Annotated in this window: 14 protein-coding genes and 1 pseudogene; 8 read left to right on the forward strand and 7 right to left on the reverse strand. The window is 29.3% G+C overall.

Annotation, left to right across the window (positions count from 1 at the left end; translation table 11 throughout):
* Window positions 1–143 precede the first annotated feature (143 nt).
* The 3 genes and pseudogenes from thrS (at window position 144) to QIA27_RS04165 (ending at window position 3,956) form a co-directional block, all read left to right on the forward strand.
* Complete coding sequence (gene thrS, locus QIA27_RS04155) at window positions 144–1,889, forward strand: threonine--tRNA ligase (protein ID WP_301403651.1); 1,746 nt, start codon at window positions 144–146, stop codon at window positions 1,887–1,889.
* A gap of 4 nt (window positions 1,890–1,893) precedes the next feature.
* Window positions 1,894–2,524: pseudogene (gene pgsA, locus QIA27_RS04160) on the forward strand (CDP-diacylglycerol--glycerol-3-phosphate 3-phosphatidyltransferase).
* On the forward strand, window positions 2,511–3,956 hold the full coding sequence (locus QIA27_RS04165; protein WP_301386518.1) for a hypothetical protein: 1,446 nt from the start codon (window positions 2,511–2,513) through the stop codon (window positions 3,954–3,956). Before pgsA ends, QIA27_RS04165 begins: the two are co-directional and overlap by 14 nt.
* On the opposite strand, the gene cyaB is transcribed toward QIA27_RS04165, so the two are convergent.
* Window positions 3,930–4,463: a class IV adenylate cyclase gene (gene cyaB, locus QIA27_RS04170; protein WP_301386519.1), complete on the reverse strand. Its 534-nt coding sequence runs from the start codon at window positions 4,461–4,463 to the stop codon at window positions 3,930–3,932. The genes QIA27_RS04165 and cyaB overlap by 27 nt on opposite strands.
* Window positions 4,464–4,559: 96 nt before the next feature.
* Here cyaB and QIA27_RS04175 point away from each other — a divergent pair, with 96 nt between their 5' ends.
* The 4 genes from QIA27_RS04175 to QIA27_RS04190 are packed head-to-tail and all read left to right on the forward strand — an operon-like array spanning window position 4,560 to window position 9,025.
* Entirely contained in the window at window positions 4,560–5,882 is a 1,323-nt protein-coding gene (locus QIA27_RS04175) for a TrkH family potassium uptake protein (protein WP_301403652.1), read from the forward strand.
* Between the two features lie 5 nt (window positions 5,883–5,887).
* Window positions 5,888–6,670 carry a potassium channel family protein gene (locus QIA27_RS04180; RefSeq protein WP_301354110.1) on the forward strand — a complete coding sequence of 261 codons (783 nt, stop codon included), beginning with the start codon at window positions 5,888–5,890 and terminating at the stop codon, window positions 6,668–6,670.
* 9 nt (window positions 6,671–6,679) lie between these two features.
* On the forward strand, window positions 6,680–7,651 hold the full coding sequence (locus tag QIA27_RS04185; protein ID WP_301386520.1) for a MinD/ParA family protein: 972 nt from the start codon (window positions 6,680–6,682) through the stop codon (window positions 7,649–7,651).
* Between the two features lie 30 nt (window positions 7,652–7,681).
* The gene (locus tag QIA27_RS04190) at window positions 7,682–9,025 is read left to right on the forward strand and encodes an ATP-dependent 6-phosphofructokinase (RefSeq protein WP_301354113.1); all 1,344 of its coding nucleotides are present in this window, start codon (window positions 7,682–7,684) and stop codon (window positions 9,023–9,025) included.
* Between the two features lie 16 nt (window positions 9,026–9,041).
* Here the strand turns inward: QIA27_RS04190 and QIA27_RS04195 are convergent, their stop codons facing one another.
* The 5 genes from QIA27_RS04195 to QIA27_RS04215 all read right to left on the reverse strand — a co-directional run bounded on the left by QIA27_RS04195 (window position 9,042) and on the right by QIA27_RS04215 (window position 16,635).
* The gene (locus tag QIA27_RS04195; RefSeq protein ID WP_301354115.1) at window positions 9,042–10,373 is read right to left on the reverse strand and encodes a CoA-disulfide reductase; all 1,332 of its coding nucleotides are present in this window, start codon (window positions 10,371–10,373) and stop codon (window positions 9,042–9,044) included.
* Between the two features lie 14 nt (window positions 10,374–10,387).
* Window positions 10,388–11,779 (reverse strand): cation:dicarboxylate symporter family transporter, encoded by a 1,392-nt coding sequence (locus QIA27_RS04200; protein ID WP_301386521.1) that lies wholly within the window; start codon window positions 11,777–11,779, stop codon window positions 10,388–10,390.
* A gap of 64 nt (window positions 11,780–11,843) precedes the next feature.
* A complete protein-coding gene (locus QIA27_RS04205; protein ID WP_301403653.1) occupies window positions 11,844–13,436 on the reverse strand; it encodes a glucose-6-phosphate isomerase in 1,593 nt (530 codons plus the stop codon).
* 31 nt (window positions 13,437–13,467) lie between these two features.
* Window positions 13,468–13,860 carry a ParB N-terminal domain-containing protein gene (locus tag QIA27_RS04210; protein WP_301354120.1) on the reverse strand — a complete coding sequence of 131 codons (393 nt, stop codon included), beginning with the start codon at window positions 13,858–13,860 and terminating at the stop codon, window positions 13,468–13,470.
* A gap of 6 nt (window positions 13,861–13,866) precedes the next feature.
* Entirely contained in the window at window positions 13,867–16,635 is a 2,769-nt protein-coding gene (locus QIA27_RS04215) for a penicillin-binding protein 1A (RefSeq protein WP_301403654.1), read from the reverse strand.
* Window positions 16,636–16,948: 313 nt separating this feature from the next.
* Between QIA27_RS04215 and plzA the strand changes: the two genes are divergently transcribed.
* Window positions 16,949–17,734, forward strand: coding sequence for a c-di-GMP-binding receptor PlzA (gene plzA, locus QIA27_RS04220; RefSeq protein ID WP_301354123.1), 786 nt, complete (start codon window positions 16,949–16,951; stop codon window positions 17,732–17,734).
* On the opposite strand, the gene QIA27_RS04225 is transcribed toward plzA, so the two are convergent.
* Window positions 17,727–18,734, reverse strand: a complete 1,008-nt coding sequence (locus QIA27_RS04225; protein ID WP_301403655.1) for an L-threonylcarbamoyladenylate synthase — start codon at window positions 18,732–18,734, stop codon at window positions 17,727–17,729. The genes plzA and QIA27_RS04225 overlap by 8 nt on opposite strands.
* Window positions 18,735–18,766 lie beyond the last annotated feature (32 nt).

The raw sequence follows: 18,766 nt of genomic DNA on the forward strand, positions 1-18,766 counted from the left end.
TTTCTTATCTCTATTTTTTTAGAAAATTTTTTTGTATATTTTAACTTAGTAATTATAAATATTTGAGGCACGTATTTTTGCGTAAAGGTGATGAATATAAATTTTAATTTTTTAATAAAAATCAAAAGATTAAGGGTATTATTGTGAGTAAAGATTTAAATAAAGAAGATATTCTTTACAAAAAAAGACATTCAATAGCTCATGTTATGGCAGAAGCTGTGCGTGATTTATTTCCAAATACCAAAATTGCAATAGGTCCCCCTATTAAAGATGGTTTTTATTATGATTTTGAATTTAAAAAGCAAATTACAGAAGATTCTCTTTTGGACATAGAAAATAGAATGAGAGAGATTTTAAAGACCGGGAGTTCTTTTGAAAAAGAGATAATAAGCGTAGAACAGGCTCTTGAAATTTTTAAAGATGAGCCTTATAAGATTGATTTGATTAAAAATTTTGATTTACAAAATGAAATTTCTATTTATAAGAGCCATAAGTTTGTTGATCTTTGCAGGGGTCCTCATGTTGATAATATGAATAAAATTGATCCAAAGGCATTTAAGCTTACTAGTATTGCTGGAGCTTATTGGCGAGGTAATGAAAAAAATACAATGCTTACCAGAATTTATGGAACTTTGTGGAACAATGAAAAAGAGCTAAGATCTTATCTTAACTTGAGAGAGGAAATAAAAAAAAGAGACCATAGAAAGCTTGGAAAAGAACTTGATTTATTTTCTATTCATGAAGAGATTGGACCAGGACTTGTTTTTTTTCATCCCAATGGAGCCAAAATAAGAGCTTTAATAGAGGATTTTTGGAGAGAAGAGCACTCTAAAAATGGGTATGATATTCTTTTTACACCCCATGTTGGTAAATCTTGGCTTTGGCAAACTTCTGGCCATTTAGACTTTTATAAGGACAGCATGTTTGAAAAAATAGAAATGGATAAAAGTGATTATTATCTTAAACCCATGAATTGTCCTTTTCATATTGCAATTTACAATACAGGTAGACATTCTTATAGAGATTTACCATTTAGATGGGCCGAACTTGGCACTGTATATCGTTATGAAAAGATAGGTGCTTTGCACGGCATAATGAGAGCCAGAGGCTTCACTCAGGATGATGCTCACATTATATGTACCCATTCTCAAGTTGTAGATGAGATTAAAGAAGTTCTTAGATTTGCTATTTATATGTGGAATAAATTTGGCTTTAACAACTTAAAGGCATATCTTTCTACAAAGCCTGACAAGTCTGTTGGGAATGATGCTGATTGGGAAATGTCTTTAAAAGTTCTTGAAGAGGCTTTAAGTGATTTTAAAGTTCCTTATGAAATTGATAAAGGGGGAGGTGCTTTTTATGGGCCTAAAATTGACCTTAAGATAGTTGATTCACTTGAAAGAGAGTGGCAGATGAGCACAATTCAATTTGATTTTAATCTACCCGAGAGATTTAATATGACTTATACTGCTGAGGATGGTAAAGAAAAAAGACCATTTATGATTCATCGAGCTTTGTTGGGATCTATTGAAAGATTTTTTGGAATTCTTGTAGAGCACTATGGCGGAGCGTTTCCTTTATGGTTATCTCCTGTTCAAGCAGTAATCATTCCTGTTAACAATATTGTAGAAGATTATGCTATTAAGGTTTTTAATAAATTTAAAAATGAGGGGATTAGAATAAAACTTGATAATAGCTCTTCAAGAATGAATGCTAAGATTAGGGAATATCAGGCTAAAAAAATACCTTATATGTTTATAATTGGAGAGAGAGAAGTAGCAGAAGAAAGAATATCTATTAGAACAAGAACAAATGAGCAAATAAATGGAATTGAACTTAATGAAGCTCTTAAGTTTATTTTATTAAAAGTAAAAGATAAGGAGATTTGATAAATTGAATAATTTAATCAAGGTTATTACTCCTAATAAGATAACATTAGCTAGGATTATACTTTCCTTTATTATATTAATTTTGTTTTTTTTGGAAAATATATTTTTTCCATATTTGTTTTTTGGAATTATTTGGTTTTTAATCATTTTTAATGAATTTACTGACTTTATTGATGGGTATATTGCAAGAAAATATGGTCTTGTTAGCAATGTAGGTAAAATTTTAGATCCTTATGCGGATGTTTTGCAGCATTTAACATATTTTGTTTTTTTCTTTTACAAAGGAATAACCCCTTATTATTTTTTTGTAATATTTATTTATCGTGAAATTTCTATTGGTTTTGTTAGAAATTTAATTATTCAGTTTAATATAGTTCAACAAGCCAATTTTTTGGGAAAATTAAAGTCGCTTCTTTATGCTGTTTGTACTTTTGCAAGTCTTTTGCTTTATACTTTAAATCAACTTAACTTTACAGAATCAATTCAAAATTTTATTAGCTACATTTTAAATTTTGAATTCAAATTCTTATTTATTGTTCAAGCAACGTATGTTTGTGCTGCTCTTTTTGCAATTTTATCATTTTTAGACTATGCCTTAATATTTTTGAATGTAAAAAAAATATGAAAATAAATAAGACATTAATTTTGATATTTTTATTTGCAAAACTTTCTTCCATTCAAGCTCAAGTAAATCAAATATTAACGGAAATTAGTCCGCTGAGTATTCTAAATAGAAGTGGAAAGGGAAGTGTTTATTTAAAAGTCAGCAAATCTTCTGATTATATTTTGACTTTAGATAAGAATTCAAATTCCGATTTTGTTTTTAAAATTTATGATATTTCTAATAAAAAGTACATAACTGATAAAATAAAAAAAAGTGATTTTAAAATAAGGTTAGATAAAAATTCTCTTTACGCAATAATATACGTTGGCACTAAAAATGAAAACATAAAGTTTTCGCTTACAGATTTAGATTTTTCAATTTTGAATAGCAATTTTCTGAAAGCTAAAACATCTAAGATTGAAAAAGAAGATTTATTTTTTACTTTAAAAGAGCTACCCGTTTTAAATTTAACTGACAAGCTTAAAAAATATGTATTAAGGACTTATAAAAGCAATATTTATATTGCTTATCAGTTAGAAAATAGCGAAGACATTAAGGTTGCTGAGTTTATTGAGAATGTTGGTTGGTTTAATCTTGATTCATCTGTTAATGGAAATATTGTTAATATAGTTAATTTTGATTTTTCAATTAATTCAAAAGGAAATTTATATATTGCTTTTGTTACGAAATCAGGGTCTGATTTTACTAGTGAGCTTGTAGTTAAAAAATTTAATAGTAGAAAATGGATTGATATTAGTCCTGGGTACATGGAAAATTTTGGATCTTTATTAAATATTAGCATTGATTTAAAGGATAGGTTGTATTTGACATATTTAAGGAAAATTGGAGATGAATATAAAATAAATTTAATCTCAAATATGGGTTACGGAAGTATTTGGGCTGACGTAATACATTCTTATTTAAGTAAAGGTGATTCTAATGTTAATTCATCAAACATTGGGTTAATATCTGAACCTTTTTTGGGTATTTTTTATAATTATAAGTCAAATGATGAGATTAAATCTGAATTTATTGTAAACAATGAAAGTGCTTGGGTAAATGCAAATATTCCTTCTGTTTATATGGCTAATTTTATTAAAGGTTTTTTTGATTCTAATTTTAATCAAATAATTATGAGTTTGGTTTCTGAAAATAGACCTATTGTAAGCATTTGCCCTTTGAAAAGCAATAAATGGATCAATATAAGCCCTAATGTCGAAATGGAAGGCTCAAGTATTGATATTGGGCTTTATAAAAATAATTTGTTTTTAGCTTTTGAAGACAATAATAATGTGAGATTGATTTATCTTAAGAATAAAAATTGGTATTTTTTAAATAAGTTGGAGCATTTTAAGAGCAATGTTACTAGCCCCCAGATTGGAATTTATGGCAATCAAGGGTTTGTAGTTTCTACTTTAAGCTATAATTCCAATGAATTATTTTTTACTTTGGTTCGCCAATGAAAGTAATTCAAAGTAGGATCTAGTTTCAATATTTTCTTTTAATCCAAATTGATTGATTATGCTGCCAATTTCTTTTTTTGCTAAATCTATATCATTTTGATCGTTAATTATTTTTTCTATTTCTAGAAAAAATCCAAGATTTTTTATTTCGTTTATCTCTACATTTAAATTATTAGTTTGATAAATTAAACTTTTTTTTATCTTTTTGTATAGCTTTTTAAATTTAAGCTCTTTCATAAGGATTAAAAAATTGTTAATGCTGTCTATTTTGAATTCTATCTCTTTATTAATTTCTATAGTATTGTTGTTGTCTAATATTTTTTTTTTAAATGTGACAATTTTTTCTAGAGTATTTAATTTTCTTATTCTTATAATTTTTTTTTGGTTTGAGTAATAGATGTCAGTTTTTATTTCTTCTTTAATAAATTTGAATTTTTTATTTGCTAACTTAATAATTCTTTTCAATTCTTTTGGAGGAATAAATACTTTTGATTCTACTTCAAACATATATTAAAAATAATGTAATTATGATAATATTTCAATGTTAAAATATTATGCTATGTAAGATAAATTTTTGATAATTTAAACAACTTTTTGTATCATATGTTGAAATTTGAATTTAGCGACAGGTTTTTACTTTTTAGTTATTTTGTTTTAATTATGTTTATAGGCTCTCTTTTGTTAATGTTGCCTATTTCTTGGCAAGGTGATGGCAAATTAGCATACATTGATGCTCTTTTTACCGCTGTTTCTGCTGTAAGCATTACGGGTCTTATAACGGTTGAGGTAGAAAGCTTTTCTACTTTTGGATTTATTTTAATAATGTTGCTAATCCAGCTTGGAGGGCTTGGATTTATAAGTATTACTACTTTTTATTTGCTTATACCTAAAAAGAAAATGAATTTAACGGATGCAAGAATAATAAAGCAGTATTCTCTTTCAAATATAGAATATAATCCTATTAGAATTTTAAAAAGCATATTATTTATAACTTTTTCAATTGAAATGATAGGTTTAATATTAATACTTATTTGTTTTAAACTTAGGGGAGTTAATATTTCATTCTTAGAGGCTTTATTTACGACAATTTCTGCTTTTTGTAATGCGGGTTTTTCCATGCATTCTGAGAGTATTTATGCGTGGCGAGATGTTCCTGAGGCTATAGTTGTGGTTTCTATTTTAATAATTTGTGGTGGGCTTGGGTTTATGGTCTATAGAGATGTAAAGAATACTATTAAGAACAGAAAAAAACTATCACTTCATGCTAAAATAGTTTTTTCTTTAAGTTTTGTTTTAATCATAATTGGCGCAATTTTATTTTTTTTCACAGAGATGCATAAATTAAAAGATGGTTATTCAATAGGTACTCTAATATTTAATTCAATTTTTTATTCGATTAGTACTAGAACAGCTGGTTTTAATTATCTTGATAATTCTTTGATAAGTGGAAGAACCCAAATAGTTTCTTTGCCGTTTATGTTTATTGGCGGGGCGCCTGGATCAACTGCGGGGGGAATTAAAATTACAACATTTTTTTTAATTGTATTAGCTGTTGTTAAAAATCAAAATGGCAATGGATACATTATTGGATCTTATAAGGTTTCAATAGATAGCATAAGATTTGCACTTTTATTTTTTGCAAGAGCTATTTTTATTGTAAGTTTTTCTTTTTTTATGCTTCTTTTTTTTGAAGGGGGGTCTGGCAATTGGAAAGTTATTGATTTGGGTTATGAAGTATTTTCTGCTTTTGGAACAGTTGGTCTTTCGGTTGGAGTAACTCATGATTTGTCATTTTGGGGTAAAGTCATTATAATTTTTACTATGTTTGCAGGACGAATAGGTCTTTTTTCGATGGCTGTTTTTGTTTCAAGAAAGGTGCGTTTTGAAGAATTTACAAGGCCAAGGCAAGACATTTTGGTTGGGTGAAACATATGAAAACATTTGTTATTATTGGACTTAGTAATTTAGGAATACATTTGCTTGAAGATTTAAGCAGACTTGATTGTCAAATTATTATTATAGATACATCTAAAGAGCTTATTGAAGAATATGATGTGATATCTACAGAAAGCTTTGTTGTTGAACAATTTACTAAAAATGCTTTGAAAAGAATAATTCCTGTAGATACAGATGCTGTTGTGATTGACTTTGATGATGATCTTGGCAAAAGTGCTCTTGTAACCCATTATTGTAATCTTTTAGGCTTGAAAGAAATATGTGTTAAGACAGAAAATAGGGATGATGCTGAAATATTAAAAACTCTTGGTGCAACAAAAATTATATTTCCAAGTAAAGATGCTGCAAGAAGATTAACCCCATTATTAGTATCTCCTAATCTTTCAACTTATAATATTATTGGGTATGATATTATTGTAGCTGAAACTGTTATTCCCAAAGAATATGTTGGAAAAACTCTTTATGAAGCTGATCTTAGAAGAAAATGCGGGATTACAGTTATTGCTGTTAGGAACTTAAGTAATTCTAGATATGAATTTGTTGATGGCGATTATTTTTTTCTAAAAGATGATAAAATTGTAATTTGTGGGAAACCAGATAGTATTGAAAATTTTACAAACAATAAAGATTTAATTAAAGATTTAATTTCGGTTTCTAAAGAGGATGAAAATTTAAATAAAGATGCTGAAAAAAAATCGAGATTTGTAGGGATTTTTAATTTTATGAAGATTTTTCAAAAAGATCGTAAGGATAATTAGGGTTCAAGAATGACTAAAATTATTCCTGTAGCAAGTGGTAAAGGTGGTGTTGGAAAAACATCTTTTGTTGCAAATGTTGGTTATAAGCTTTCTAGTTTGGGTAAAACTGTAATACTTGTTGACCTTGATCTTGGGGGTTCTAATCTGCATACTTGTTTGGGTGTTAAAAATAAGGGTGTGGGTATTGGTTCTTTTATTAATAAAAAGGATAAGAATTTTTCAGATTTAGTATGCAAAACATCTTATGATAAACTTTACCTTATCCCAGGTGATGCTCTTTATACGGGAACAGCCAATCTTTCTTTTTCTATTAAGAAAAAGATTATAGAATCCATTCAAAAAGATCTTATTGCTGATTTTATTTTTTTAGATTTAGGATCTGGAACTTCTTATAATACAATAGATTTTTATTTAGCATCTTATAGTGGTATAATTGTTACAGTGCCAGAAACTCCCTCTATACTTAATGCTTATTCTTTTTTAAAGAATGCTCTTTATCGTCTTTTATATTTAGGATTTCCGCAAAAAAGCCCTGAGCGCGATTATATTGGTAATTTTTTCAAAGATAAGATTGAAGGGACAAAGCTTGGATTTAAAGATTTGGTTGTTGGGATTGAACTTATTTCTTTGAGTTCTTCTTTGAAAGTTAAAAAGATGATGAATAATTTTTATCCTAGAGTGGTTTTGAATAGAATAGAAACTAGTGAAGAGATTGCTATGTGTGAAAATTTGATCAATGTTGTTAAGAATAATATTAGTATACCAATAGAGTTTATAGGCTTTGTGCCTTTTGCAAAAAGTTTTAGAGAGGCTATTAATAATAGGGTGCCATTTATTGATTTTGAGAAGAATTCAAAGTTGAATAAATATTTTGAATTTATAGCTGGCAATTTAATCAAATCGCCTATTGAAGGGTCCCCTTATATTTATGATGACATATACGATATGATTAAAGATCAAAGTCAATTTATTAGAAAGTAATTAGGCTATAATGCTATAAAGGAGTATTGGGTGTATAGAATTAAAAATGAAAATTTAGATTTTAAAATAGATAGTTTAGGAGAATGCAAGCAAAATAATCCTTTGATTGATTTTTATGCTAGCGAGGGTTCTTCACATTTTGTTAATGAAAAAAATAAAATTAAGTTTAGTGTATATAGAAATGAGGATACTGGGGATAAGTATGAAGATGTTCTTTTAGAAAAAGCTGGACCTAGAGAAAAAATTTATTTTGTGCCCAGACATGTTAAAGCGGCTATTACTACTTGTGGTGGACTTTGTCCTGGCTTTAACGACGTTATTCGTTCTATTGTGCGAACTTTATGGAAAATTTATGGGGTTCGCAATATTTATGGGGTAAAATTTGGATATCAAGGTCTTCTTCCTGAGTCAAATTCACCTTTTATTAATCTTAATCCAGATGTTGTTGATGATATTAATAAATTTGGGGGTACTATTCTCGGCTCTTCAAGGGGCGGTATTAAACCTGTGGAAATAGTTGACACTTTAGAGAGAATGAACATTAATATGATTTTTAACATTGGTGGAGATGGTACTCAAAAAGGGTCTCTTCTTATTGCTGAGGAGATAGAAAAAAGAAATTTAAAAATAGCAGTTGTGGGTATCCCTAAAACTGTAGACAATGATTTTATGTTTGTTCAAAAATCTTTTGGATTTGAAACTGCTGTAGAGCAAGCGGTTGCAGCTGTTGCTGGTGCTCATTTTGAAGCTAATAGTGCTTATAATGGCATTGGACTTGTTAAGGTTATGGGACGGGATTCTGGCTTTATTGCCGCTCATACTGCGCTTTCTTCCAATGATGTTAATTTTTGTTTAATTCCAGAGCTTGATTTTGACATAGAAGGTCCTAATGGATTTCTTGTTCATCTTGAAAGACGACTTTTAGAGAAAGAAAGTTTAGAAGAAATTCCTCATGCAGTAATATTGATAGCAGAAGGAGCAGGTCAAAAGTATTTTGACAATTTTCCCCGAAAGAAAGACGATTCTGGAAATTTGCTTTATGAAGATATTGGGCTTTATATTAAAGATAAAATTACAGAATATTTTAAAGCAAAAAATATACAATTTACTCTTAAATACATTGATCCTAGTTACATTATTCGAAGTTCACCTGCTAATGCTAGTGATTCTCTTTATTGTGCTAGGCTTGGGTCGAATGCTGTGCATGCTGCAATGTCTGGCAAGACAAAAATGTTGATTAGTTTGTGGAGTACAAAATTTGTGCATATACCGATTAAGATGGCAGTAATTGACAGAAATAAGGTTAATCCAAATGGTTCTTTTTGGAGAGATGTTCTTTCAAGCACGGGACAGCCGATTAGCATGAAGAATTAAATTAATTAAATTCTTTCTATTTAGCGGCATTTCCAGCAATGTTTAATACATCCCAGGTTCTTGAGAATGGTGGAGAATATGAAAAATCCATCATTCCCAATTCTTTTGTTGTAAGTTTTGAATAGATTGCAATTGATAAAGCATGAATTCTTATTACTGCTCCATTTTTTCCTATTGCTTGTGCTCCAAGGATTATTTTGGTATTCTCCTCATAAATTAGCTTAATATAAAGATCTTCTTGGCCCGGATAATAATTTGTATGATTTTTATCCTTTACAAAAATCGTTTTATATTTTATTTGAAGCTTTTTTGCATCTTTTTCTGTAAGTCCTGTTCTTGCAGCTTCTAAAGATAGTACTTTAATTGAAGCTGAGCCCAATGTGCCTTTAAATGGAACATGATTCCCAGCTAAATTTTCACCGACTATTCTTCCAAGTTTGTTAGCTGTTGTTGCCAGGGGTATATATTCATTTTTTTTGCTTACTATATTATAAATAGTTGCGCAATCACCTGCAGAAAAAATATTTTTTATACTAGTTTCGCCGTACTCATTTACAATTATTGCTCCATTTGAAGTAGTTTTAAGCTGATTTTCCAAAAATTCAGTAGCAGGTTTTATTCCAGTAGCAAGTATAACAACGTCAGCTTGATAAGTATTTTTGTTTGTTACAACCCCTTCTACTTTTTTTTCTCCTATTAAACTTTTTACAAACTCATTTGTATGAAGATCAACTTCTTTTTTTATTAATTCTTCTTCCATTATTTGAACTATTTCTTCGTCAAAGGAATCTGTAAGGATGTGTTTGTCTAGCTGAATTAATCTTACATTTTTTCTTTTATTTTTTGCTGCTTCTATCATTTCAATTCCAATATATCCAGCACCAATTATCACTATATTTTTAATCTCTTCGTTATCCATTAAATTTTTTATTTTTTGACCATCTTCTAAATCTCTCAGCGTATAAAAATTTTTTAGATCGATATTATTGATTGCTGGGATAATAGGTTTTGCACCAGTTGCTATCATGAGTTTGTCGTAAGTATTGCTAAAAATGTTTCCCGTTTTTTGATTTTTTATTACAATTGTATTATTTTTTGCATCTACTTTGATCACTTCGTGGTTGGTTTTAACAGAGATTCCAGTTTTTTCGAATTCTTCTTGTGTTCTTGAAATCATTATATTTGGATTGTCAAAAAATCCTCCTATAAAGTAAGGTAGACCACAAGTTCCAAAAGATACAATATTTGTTTTTTCATAGATAGTAATGTCTAGATTTTTGTTTAAGCGCTTTGCTTTAGCTGCGGCACTAGTTCCTGCTGATGTGCCCCCAATAATTATTATTTTCATGATTGTTTTTCCATTTATTTACTTATGAGCTCTTTTTTGTTGTATATATTATGGTCGAATTGTTTAAGTTGTTTTGCAGATATAACGCCAGCAAGCATTGAACCGCCCACATTAACAGCTGTTCTTCCCATGTCAATTAAAGGTTCAACAGATATTACAAGCCCGACCAATCCTACTGGAAAGTTCATTGCTGAGAGCACCATTAATGAAGCTGTTGTTGCGCCTCCTCCAGCGCCTGCAGCCCCAAACGAAGTTATTATTATTAATCCAAGGAGTGTGAGTATAAATGAAGTATCTGTAGGGTTTATCCCTTGAGTTGGTGCTATCATTACCGCAAGCATAGCGGGATGTAGTGCTGCACAACCATTTTGCCCAATTGATGTTCCAAAGGAGCTTGATAAATTTGCTATTCCTTCGCTTACCCCAAGGTTTTTAGTTTGAATTTCTATATTAATAGGTATGGTTGCAGCACTAGATCTGGATATGAATGCAAATGTTAGTGCTGGAGATATTTTTTTTAAAAAAGTAATTGGGTTTAATTTGTTTATTGCAATTAATGTCATATGCATAAGGAGTGTAATACCTATGGCAATGTAGGAGGCAATTACAAATTCTCCAAGCTTTATTATGCTTTTGGCTTCGCTGATTGCTGTAATTTTTGTCATTAAAGCCAATATAGCATAAGGCGTTAGTTTTAAAATTAAAGTTACTATTCCCAATATTATGTCTTGAAGTGTTAATATTATTTTTTTGAAAAATTCTATTGATTCTGGTTTTTTGATAGATATTTTAAGGGCGGCTATTCCTACGATAGCTGAAAATATTACAACCCCAATTGTTGAATTTTTTCTAAGTCCTGCCAAATCTTCAAATATATTTTGTGGAATAAGTTCTGCAATTTTTTGCGTGATTGGTGTTTGATTTAATATTTCAAGGCCTTTTTGCAATTTTTCACCTTGTAAAATTTCGCTGGCTTCTGCTTGCAGTCCTTCAGCTGTTAATCCTAACATTAAAGCAGTGAAAATACCAATTATAGCAGCAATGCCTGCTGTGAATACTAGTGTTAATATTACTAATAGACTCATTTTTCCAACGTCTTGACTGTTGGTTAATTTTATTATTGCAGAGATTATTGATGTTATTATTAAGGGGATTATAACCATTTTAAGAAGTCTTACGTATCCTTCCCCCAAAATATTTATCCAATTGATACTTTCGTTTGTTATAGATGAATTTGTGCCATGAAAATATTGAATAGTCGTTCCAAACGCTATTCCTAGTCCCAACGATATAAACACTCTTTTTGTAAAAGAAACATTTTTTCTTTTGCAAAGATAAACTATGCTTATTAGAATAAGCATTATTATAATATTGATTAATGTATATAATATACTTATCTTATCCATTATTACCTCTTGTATAAGCTTAGTGCATTCTTTTTTAAACTTAAGGGTATATATTCAAGATTAATTAATTTTGTTTTAATATTTTTTTAGAATAAGATTCTATTACTTCATCTTCAAAATTGTCATTTTTTAAAATTTGATTTGCAAGAATTTTTCCCAGCTGAACCCCTTCTTGGTCGAATGAGTTTATATTTAATAAAAATCCCTCAAACATTACTTTATTCTCATAATGGGAGAGTATTGACCCTATTGCATAAGGTGTTAATTCTTTTGAATATATTAGTGCAGAAGGTCTCTCGCCTTTGAAATTTTTATTTTTATTACTGTTTTCTTTGCCTTTTGAAAATGCTATTATTTGGGCTATTAAATTTGCTTTTAATTTGTCATTGCTTGAGCTATTATCAGATATTATATCTTCTTTAAGTTGTGTTTCATTGAAACCTATGAAATCCATTGGAACTATGTCTGTTCCTTGATGAAGCATTTGAAAGAATGAGTGTTGAACATCTGTTCCAATGCCTCCCCAAATTATTCTTACGGTTTTGTAGTTTATTGTTTCGTTAAATCTGTTTACACTTTTCCCATTACTTTCCATTTCAAGTTGTTGTAAATGGAGATAAAAATTTTCCATTGCTTTAGAATAAGCAATGATGCAGTTACTGCTGTAGTTGAGAACATTTCTTTCATATATACTAATTAGTGCTGCTAATAGAGGCGCATTGTCTTTTACGTTTTTATTTAATGCTTTTTTGTCAGCTTTATTGGCTCCTTTTATAATTTCTTTTACAATTTTTTCTGTAAAGCAAAGAGTGAGTAGTGCAAGTCCAACTGCTGATGTTGGAGAAAACCTCCCGCCTATTGAATCATGCATGAAGAAATATTCAAGATATCCTTTTTCTTCTATGGCTAATAAGCTGTCTTTTAATGTTATAATTACTATTTGTTTTTTATATTCTCTTATACCATTTAATTTTAATTTGTTTATTAAGAATTGCATATTAGCTTTGGTTTCCAATGTGTTACCACTTTTTGAGACAATAATAAAAAGTGTTTCATCAACATTAATGCTACTTAACACTTCTTCCGATTCGTCTGGATCAATGTTTGAAATAAAATAACCATTCATTAAGGCTAGATTATGTTTTTTTGCATAATTTTTTATTGAGCTATAAAGAGCTTTTGGTCCTAGACTAGATCCACCAATTCCTATTTGAACTACATTTTTAAACTTTTTACCATTTGCGCTTTTAATATTTCCAGAATGGATTTGCTTTGCAAGGTTATATATTTTTTCAAGTTCTGATTGGAAAAACACCCTCATATTTTCTTTATTGTCCTCTATTACATCCTTGCCAATTTGTCCTCTTGTAAGGTGATGTAGGACTTTTCTATTTTCACTAATATTTATCTTTTCTCCATCAAGTACTTCTTTATATTTTTCTATTAAATTTGCTTCATCGCTTAAGTCTTGAAAAATTTTAAGATGATTTTCATTAATTTGCTTTGAAGCATAATTATAATGTATGCTATCTCCTTCTATTGTAATGTCGTACTCTTTTATTCTTTTTCCAGTTAGTGCAGTTTTGAGCACTTCTGGAGCAATTCCTTCAAGGATTTTAAAATTTTCAAGTTCATTAAGATTTTTGTAATTTATCATAAACACACCCCTTTGCTATGGTTTAATTTTTTTATTTTTTCTTTTTCCACATGTTTTTAATTTTTAAGATAATAAATTTAAGAAATCTTATTATTATATTGCTTTCAGAGTAAATTTTTAAGTAATCTTCACCCGAGCTTGCTTCACTTTTTGTAAATGATTTTCTAACATTATTTTCATCAAGTTCAATTTCAAGTAAAGTTTTTTTGTTTTCAATTGAGATTACTTTTACCTCAGCTTCTTTATAGCCGATTTCTTTTAAGGCTTGATATCTTCTAAATCCTGCTATCAAATTTTTATTTTTATCTATTATTATTGGGTAAATTAACCCATGTTTTATAATACTGTTTTTAAGGGTTTCAAGATCTCCTACATTTTTTCTAATTCTTTTTTTTATTTTTATTTGATCGATATCTATTAACATATTGTTTTAATCCAATTGGATGTCTTCTCCGTTGACGTCTTTATTGTTAATTTTTTCATTTTCATTGGTATTTGAATTTAATTCTTTTATGCTTTGTTCTTCTTTGTTTGTTTGATTAACAATGACTTCGTCTTTAATGTCTTTGGTATTTTTGAAAAGCATTTCTTCGTTATTGTTGTCGTTATTTATTGAATCTTGTTGTGAGTTTTCATTTTCTATTTCATTTATGGGTTCTTGAATGTTCATCTCTATTTGATCTTCATTTTTATTTTCATTATTGTTAACACTTTCAAGATCGTTGTTATTGTTGTTATTATTTTTTAGGCTTTCAAGATTATTATCAAGATATTCAAATTCAGGAGTGTCAAAATTTATTTCATCGCTATTGTTAATTTCATCAATTCCATATATGTTAAATTCTATTGTATTTTTAAATTCCAGTTTATTTTCATAGTATTTTGATTTTTCAATTGGCTGGGTGCCAGAAATAAATAGTTCATTTATTATTTTCTCGTCAGCAATTTCTTCTGGTAATAATCCTGTTTCTGCTTGTACGGGTACGCTAATTATTCCTGCAGGTTTTACAAAAACTTTTTTAGGTAAGTTTTTGTGATATTCTGCCATGAATTCTCCCCAGCTAGGTCCCGCCAATCCTGTTCCTGTTCCGGATATTCCTAGTGAATATCCTTTTTTGTCAAATCCAACCCAAAATGCTGTTGTTATATAAGGAGAGTATCCTATTGCCCATCCGTCTGCCCAATTTTGCGTTGTACCTGATTTTCCAGCAATGTCAGATTTAAAATTTTTGAGATTTGTATATCTTTGATTTGCTAAGGTTCCATATTGAATTGTTGATTTCATCATATCTGTAATGATATAAGCAGTTTGAGGAGACACTATTTGAGTTTGATGTTCTTTGCTTTTTATTTTGGCTAATATGCTTGCTTCTTTATTTGCTATTATTCTTCCGGCTCTGTCTTCAATGTATCTTATCCCGTAAGGTTCGATTTCGTTGCCACTATTTCCCAAAATTGCAAATGCTCTTGCCATTTGGATTGGAGACACCGATATTACGCCTAGTGCTAGTGGATAAACTTTTGGAAATGTTTTTTCTATTTCTTTTGGATCTGTTATGCCTAATAATTTTGAGGAGTAGCTAATTGCAGCGTCAAAACCTAGTTTTTCTAATATTCTTAATGCTGGAATATTTAAAGACAAAGCTAATGCTTGGCGTGTTAAAACATTGCCCCTCCATTTGCCACCATAATTTCCTGGGGCATAAATTTCTCCGTTTTTATCTAAAAATGCTACCGGAGAGTCTGAAAACATTGTTGCAGCTGTTATTTTTTTTAGATCAATTGCTGCTGCAAAATACAATGTTTTAAATGCACTTCCAGGTTGGACTTTTGCTTGTGTGGCGCGATTAAATTCATTGTCTTTAGCATGTCCGCTTCCCCCAACCATGGCTCTTATTGCTCCGCTCGTTGTGTCTATTGCTATCATTGCTCCTTCAGGCTGCGCAATGAGTTTTGGTGTTAATTTATTTTTGATAATATATTCTTTTGTTGCCTTATCTATTTTATCAATTCCAAGTATAGCCCCAAAGCTTGCAATCAGATCAATATTGTCTTCGTAAAATTTTCTTTTTCTTAGTTTTTTATATTGCCTTCCATTTATTCTTAAATTTTTAATTCCTAATAAATCTGATATTGCATCTACTACAGGGACAATTTCTGAATTAATAATTATTGTTTCAGAGGATCTGTTTAAATTGTGCATTGTTCTTGCTTTATTAATCATATCGTTTGTAACTTTATCTGCATGTTTTTGAGCTTCAAGGTCAAGAGTTGAATATATCGAGTACCCATCTTTATATATGTTTGCATCATCTGGTAAATATTTTAATATTTTTTGCCTTATGTATTCAGAGAAATAAGGGGCTTGGTCTTTTTTGCTTGAAATTGCAGATGTATCAGCCATTCTAGTCCAATCGTAGTTTTGCCAATATTCATTAAATTCTTTTTCAGCAATTTCGGCTTTTACTATTCCATTTGATACAACTTGATTTAAAACTGCGCGTTGTATTTTTTTTGAAAATTCTGGATTGTAAAGAGGCGAATAAAGTTTTGCATTTGGGAGTTGAATTATCATCATCACGGATTCTGCTGTATTGATTTTATTTACACTTTTGCCAAAAAAGAATTTTGATGCTGCAACTATTCCATAGTTTCCGTTCCCAAAATAAACTTTATTAAGGTATTTCTCTAGTATTTCGTATTTTGAGAGTTTTTTTTCAAGTTGAATTGCCCACCATATTTCATGTAATTTCCTTAAAATAGATCTTCTTGCTTGATTTGTGTAGAGAAGCTTTGCAAGTTGTTGGGTTAATGTGCTTCCGCCTGAAAAATATCTACCAAGAACAATATTAAATGCGGCTCTAAAAATTCCTATCAATGAAAAACCTCGATGAGAAAAAAAACCAATGTCTTCTCGTATTAAAAGTGTATTAATAAGATTGTCAGGCATTTTTCTTAAGGGCATTAATTCTCTATTTTCATCAGATATAAATTGAGTTATTTGCTTTCCATTAACATCTAAAAGTCTTGAAGGAATTGCTGGGTTTATATATCCAAAATTTTTATCTTTTTGTATGTTTATAGTCTTAGATATTGCTAATGACAGCGTGATAATAGAAAAGCTAACTGTGAAATATGTTAAATAAATAAGTAGCTTATGCTTATTTATTTTTTTCAAATTAAAGCTATTTAAGTTCATACTTTTTACTAAAGTATACTATAAGTGCATAAGAATTAATAATGTTGTGAGTTGATTGTTATAGTGTAAAATTATTGTTATAATTTTACACTATGTAAACAGCATTTTTTAAGTTTTGTTAATTAAATAGATGTTATGAGAGTTGGGTGGTGGTATATTTTTGATTTTAAGAGTAGATTTGTTGATTGTTGATTAATCTTGTTTATAGCTTTTTTGTTTTAAACTTTATTGGTGTAAAACTGTTTGAAACAGTTTTAAATGTTGTTTGGTATTGTTATTTTTTATATTCAAAAAAAGGAGAAAGGAGAGGTTTATGCTTTTGTCGAGAAAAATAAGAGATTATGGCGCTAAGTATAGGGGTAAAGAAATTAAAATGAGTACAGAGATAAATAGTTTTTTAAATCTTCGCAATACTATTGAGATGAGGATAGGTACTTATTCTGTGCTTGGAGTAATTTATTCTATTTCTATGGATTCTCTTAAGCTTATTTTTCAAGAAGATACAGTATTGCCCGCTTTGGCTAAAAATAAAAATTTAGGTTCTATTCAACTTAAGAAAAATTCAGATCCTAAGAGTAGCGCGGCTTTTTTCCCCTTTTTGTCTGTTAAACTGTTAAGTGCTTCTGCCTATTCTTCTCAAGATAAAGAATACAATTTATTAACATTGGAATTTTTATCTCCTGTGCCAGAAGAGATTGCTATTAAAGTTGGAAAGCTTCTTGATTTAAAACTTGGGCAAAATCAAAGAATTCATGAAAGAATTATTGTTGATAAAGATTCTATTAGAAAGCTAAAAATTGATTCTGATAAAGCTTTTATTAAGTTTAATGGGTTAAAACATAAATGCTTAATAAAAGATTTATCTTATGGGGGTGCTTTAGTAATTTCTTCTTTTGATTATGGGGATGTTAATGAAGATGCAATTGATTTGATTTTTAGTTTTGAATTTATGGATAAAGAGATTTTTATTGAAGGTAAATCAAAAAGTTTAAGCGTTATTCAGACGCCCAATGGAAAGTTTTTTGCGCTTGGCATTGCTTTTGATGAGGAGAAAATACCACTTGAGTATACTATGCTAATCCATGATTATTTTAATTAATGAACCTATTTGAACTGGCTTTTCTGATTCTATTGTTTATTGAGTATCCAAGTTCTTCATCTTTTACGAATTCACTAAGAATTTGTTTGTAGTTATTTTCAGAATTGACTAGTTCTTTGTAGAGATTTTGTGCATATTCTTCAAGAGTATTAAATATTGTAATGTTTTTTTTATCCCACAAAAAATTAAATAAGTAGGATTTTAGAGTAGATTTTGTGATAAGTATTTTTGTATCTTTGTTTAAATATTTTCTTATATTGTCTTGACTTTTAAATAAATAAACAGGAATTTTTGGTTTGTAATGCTCTATTATGTTACCAGGCGATTTTTCTAACTCTATTTTTGTTTCTGCGTAACTTACTGTATATTTTCCTTGAAGCTCTTTTTCTATCATTTTTTTTGTTATTGCACCTGGTCTTAATATTAGTACGTTATCTTTTAGGTCAAATCCGATCACAGTCGATTCAATTCCAATATTAAAGTCTTTGTTTTCTTTTGTTTTTATTATCCCCCCTACAAGTCCATTTAATTCTTTTAAGGCCATTTCGAAGTTTGTTGAGCTTGGTCTTGTTGATATATTTGCAGATGGTGCTACTATGGGAACTTTAGATGCTTTGATTAAGTTTAAAGCTATTTTATTTGCGGGAATTCTTATTGCTACTGTGTCTAGGTTTCCACTTACAAATCTGGATATCTTTATTGATTTTTTAAGAACATAAGTTAAAGGCCCTGGACTAAACTTTTTGATTAGCATTAGAGCACTTTTGGGAATATATTCTGATAATTCTTTTAATTTTTTTACTGTGTCAACGTGAACTATTAAGGGATTGTTAATAGGCCTTTTTTTTACTAAAAAAATCATTTTTACGGCATCTTCATCGTAAGCATTTGCACCAATTCCGTAAACTGTTTCTGTTGGAAATACAACAAGCTCTCCCTTTTTGATAAGTTTTGCTGCTTTTTGTATTTGGTTACTGCGAATTATTTCTGTTAATATCATTTTTTAGACTTTTTTCTTTTTATAATTAAATC

Origin of the sequence: [Borrelia] tanukii (assembly GCF_030439725.2) — a bacterium.
Taxonomy (GTDB): Bacteria; Spirochaetota; Spirochaetia; order Borreliales; family Borreliaceae; genus Borreliella; species Borreliella tanukii.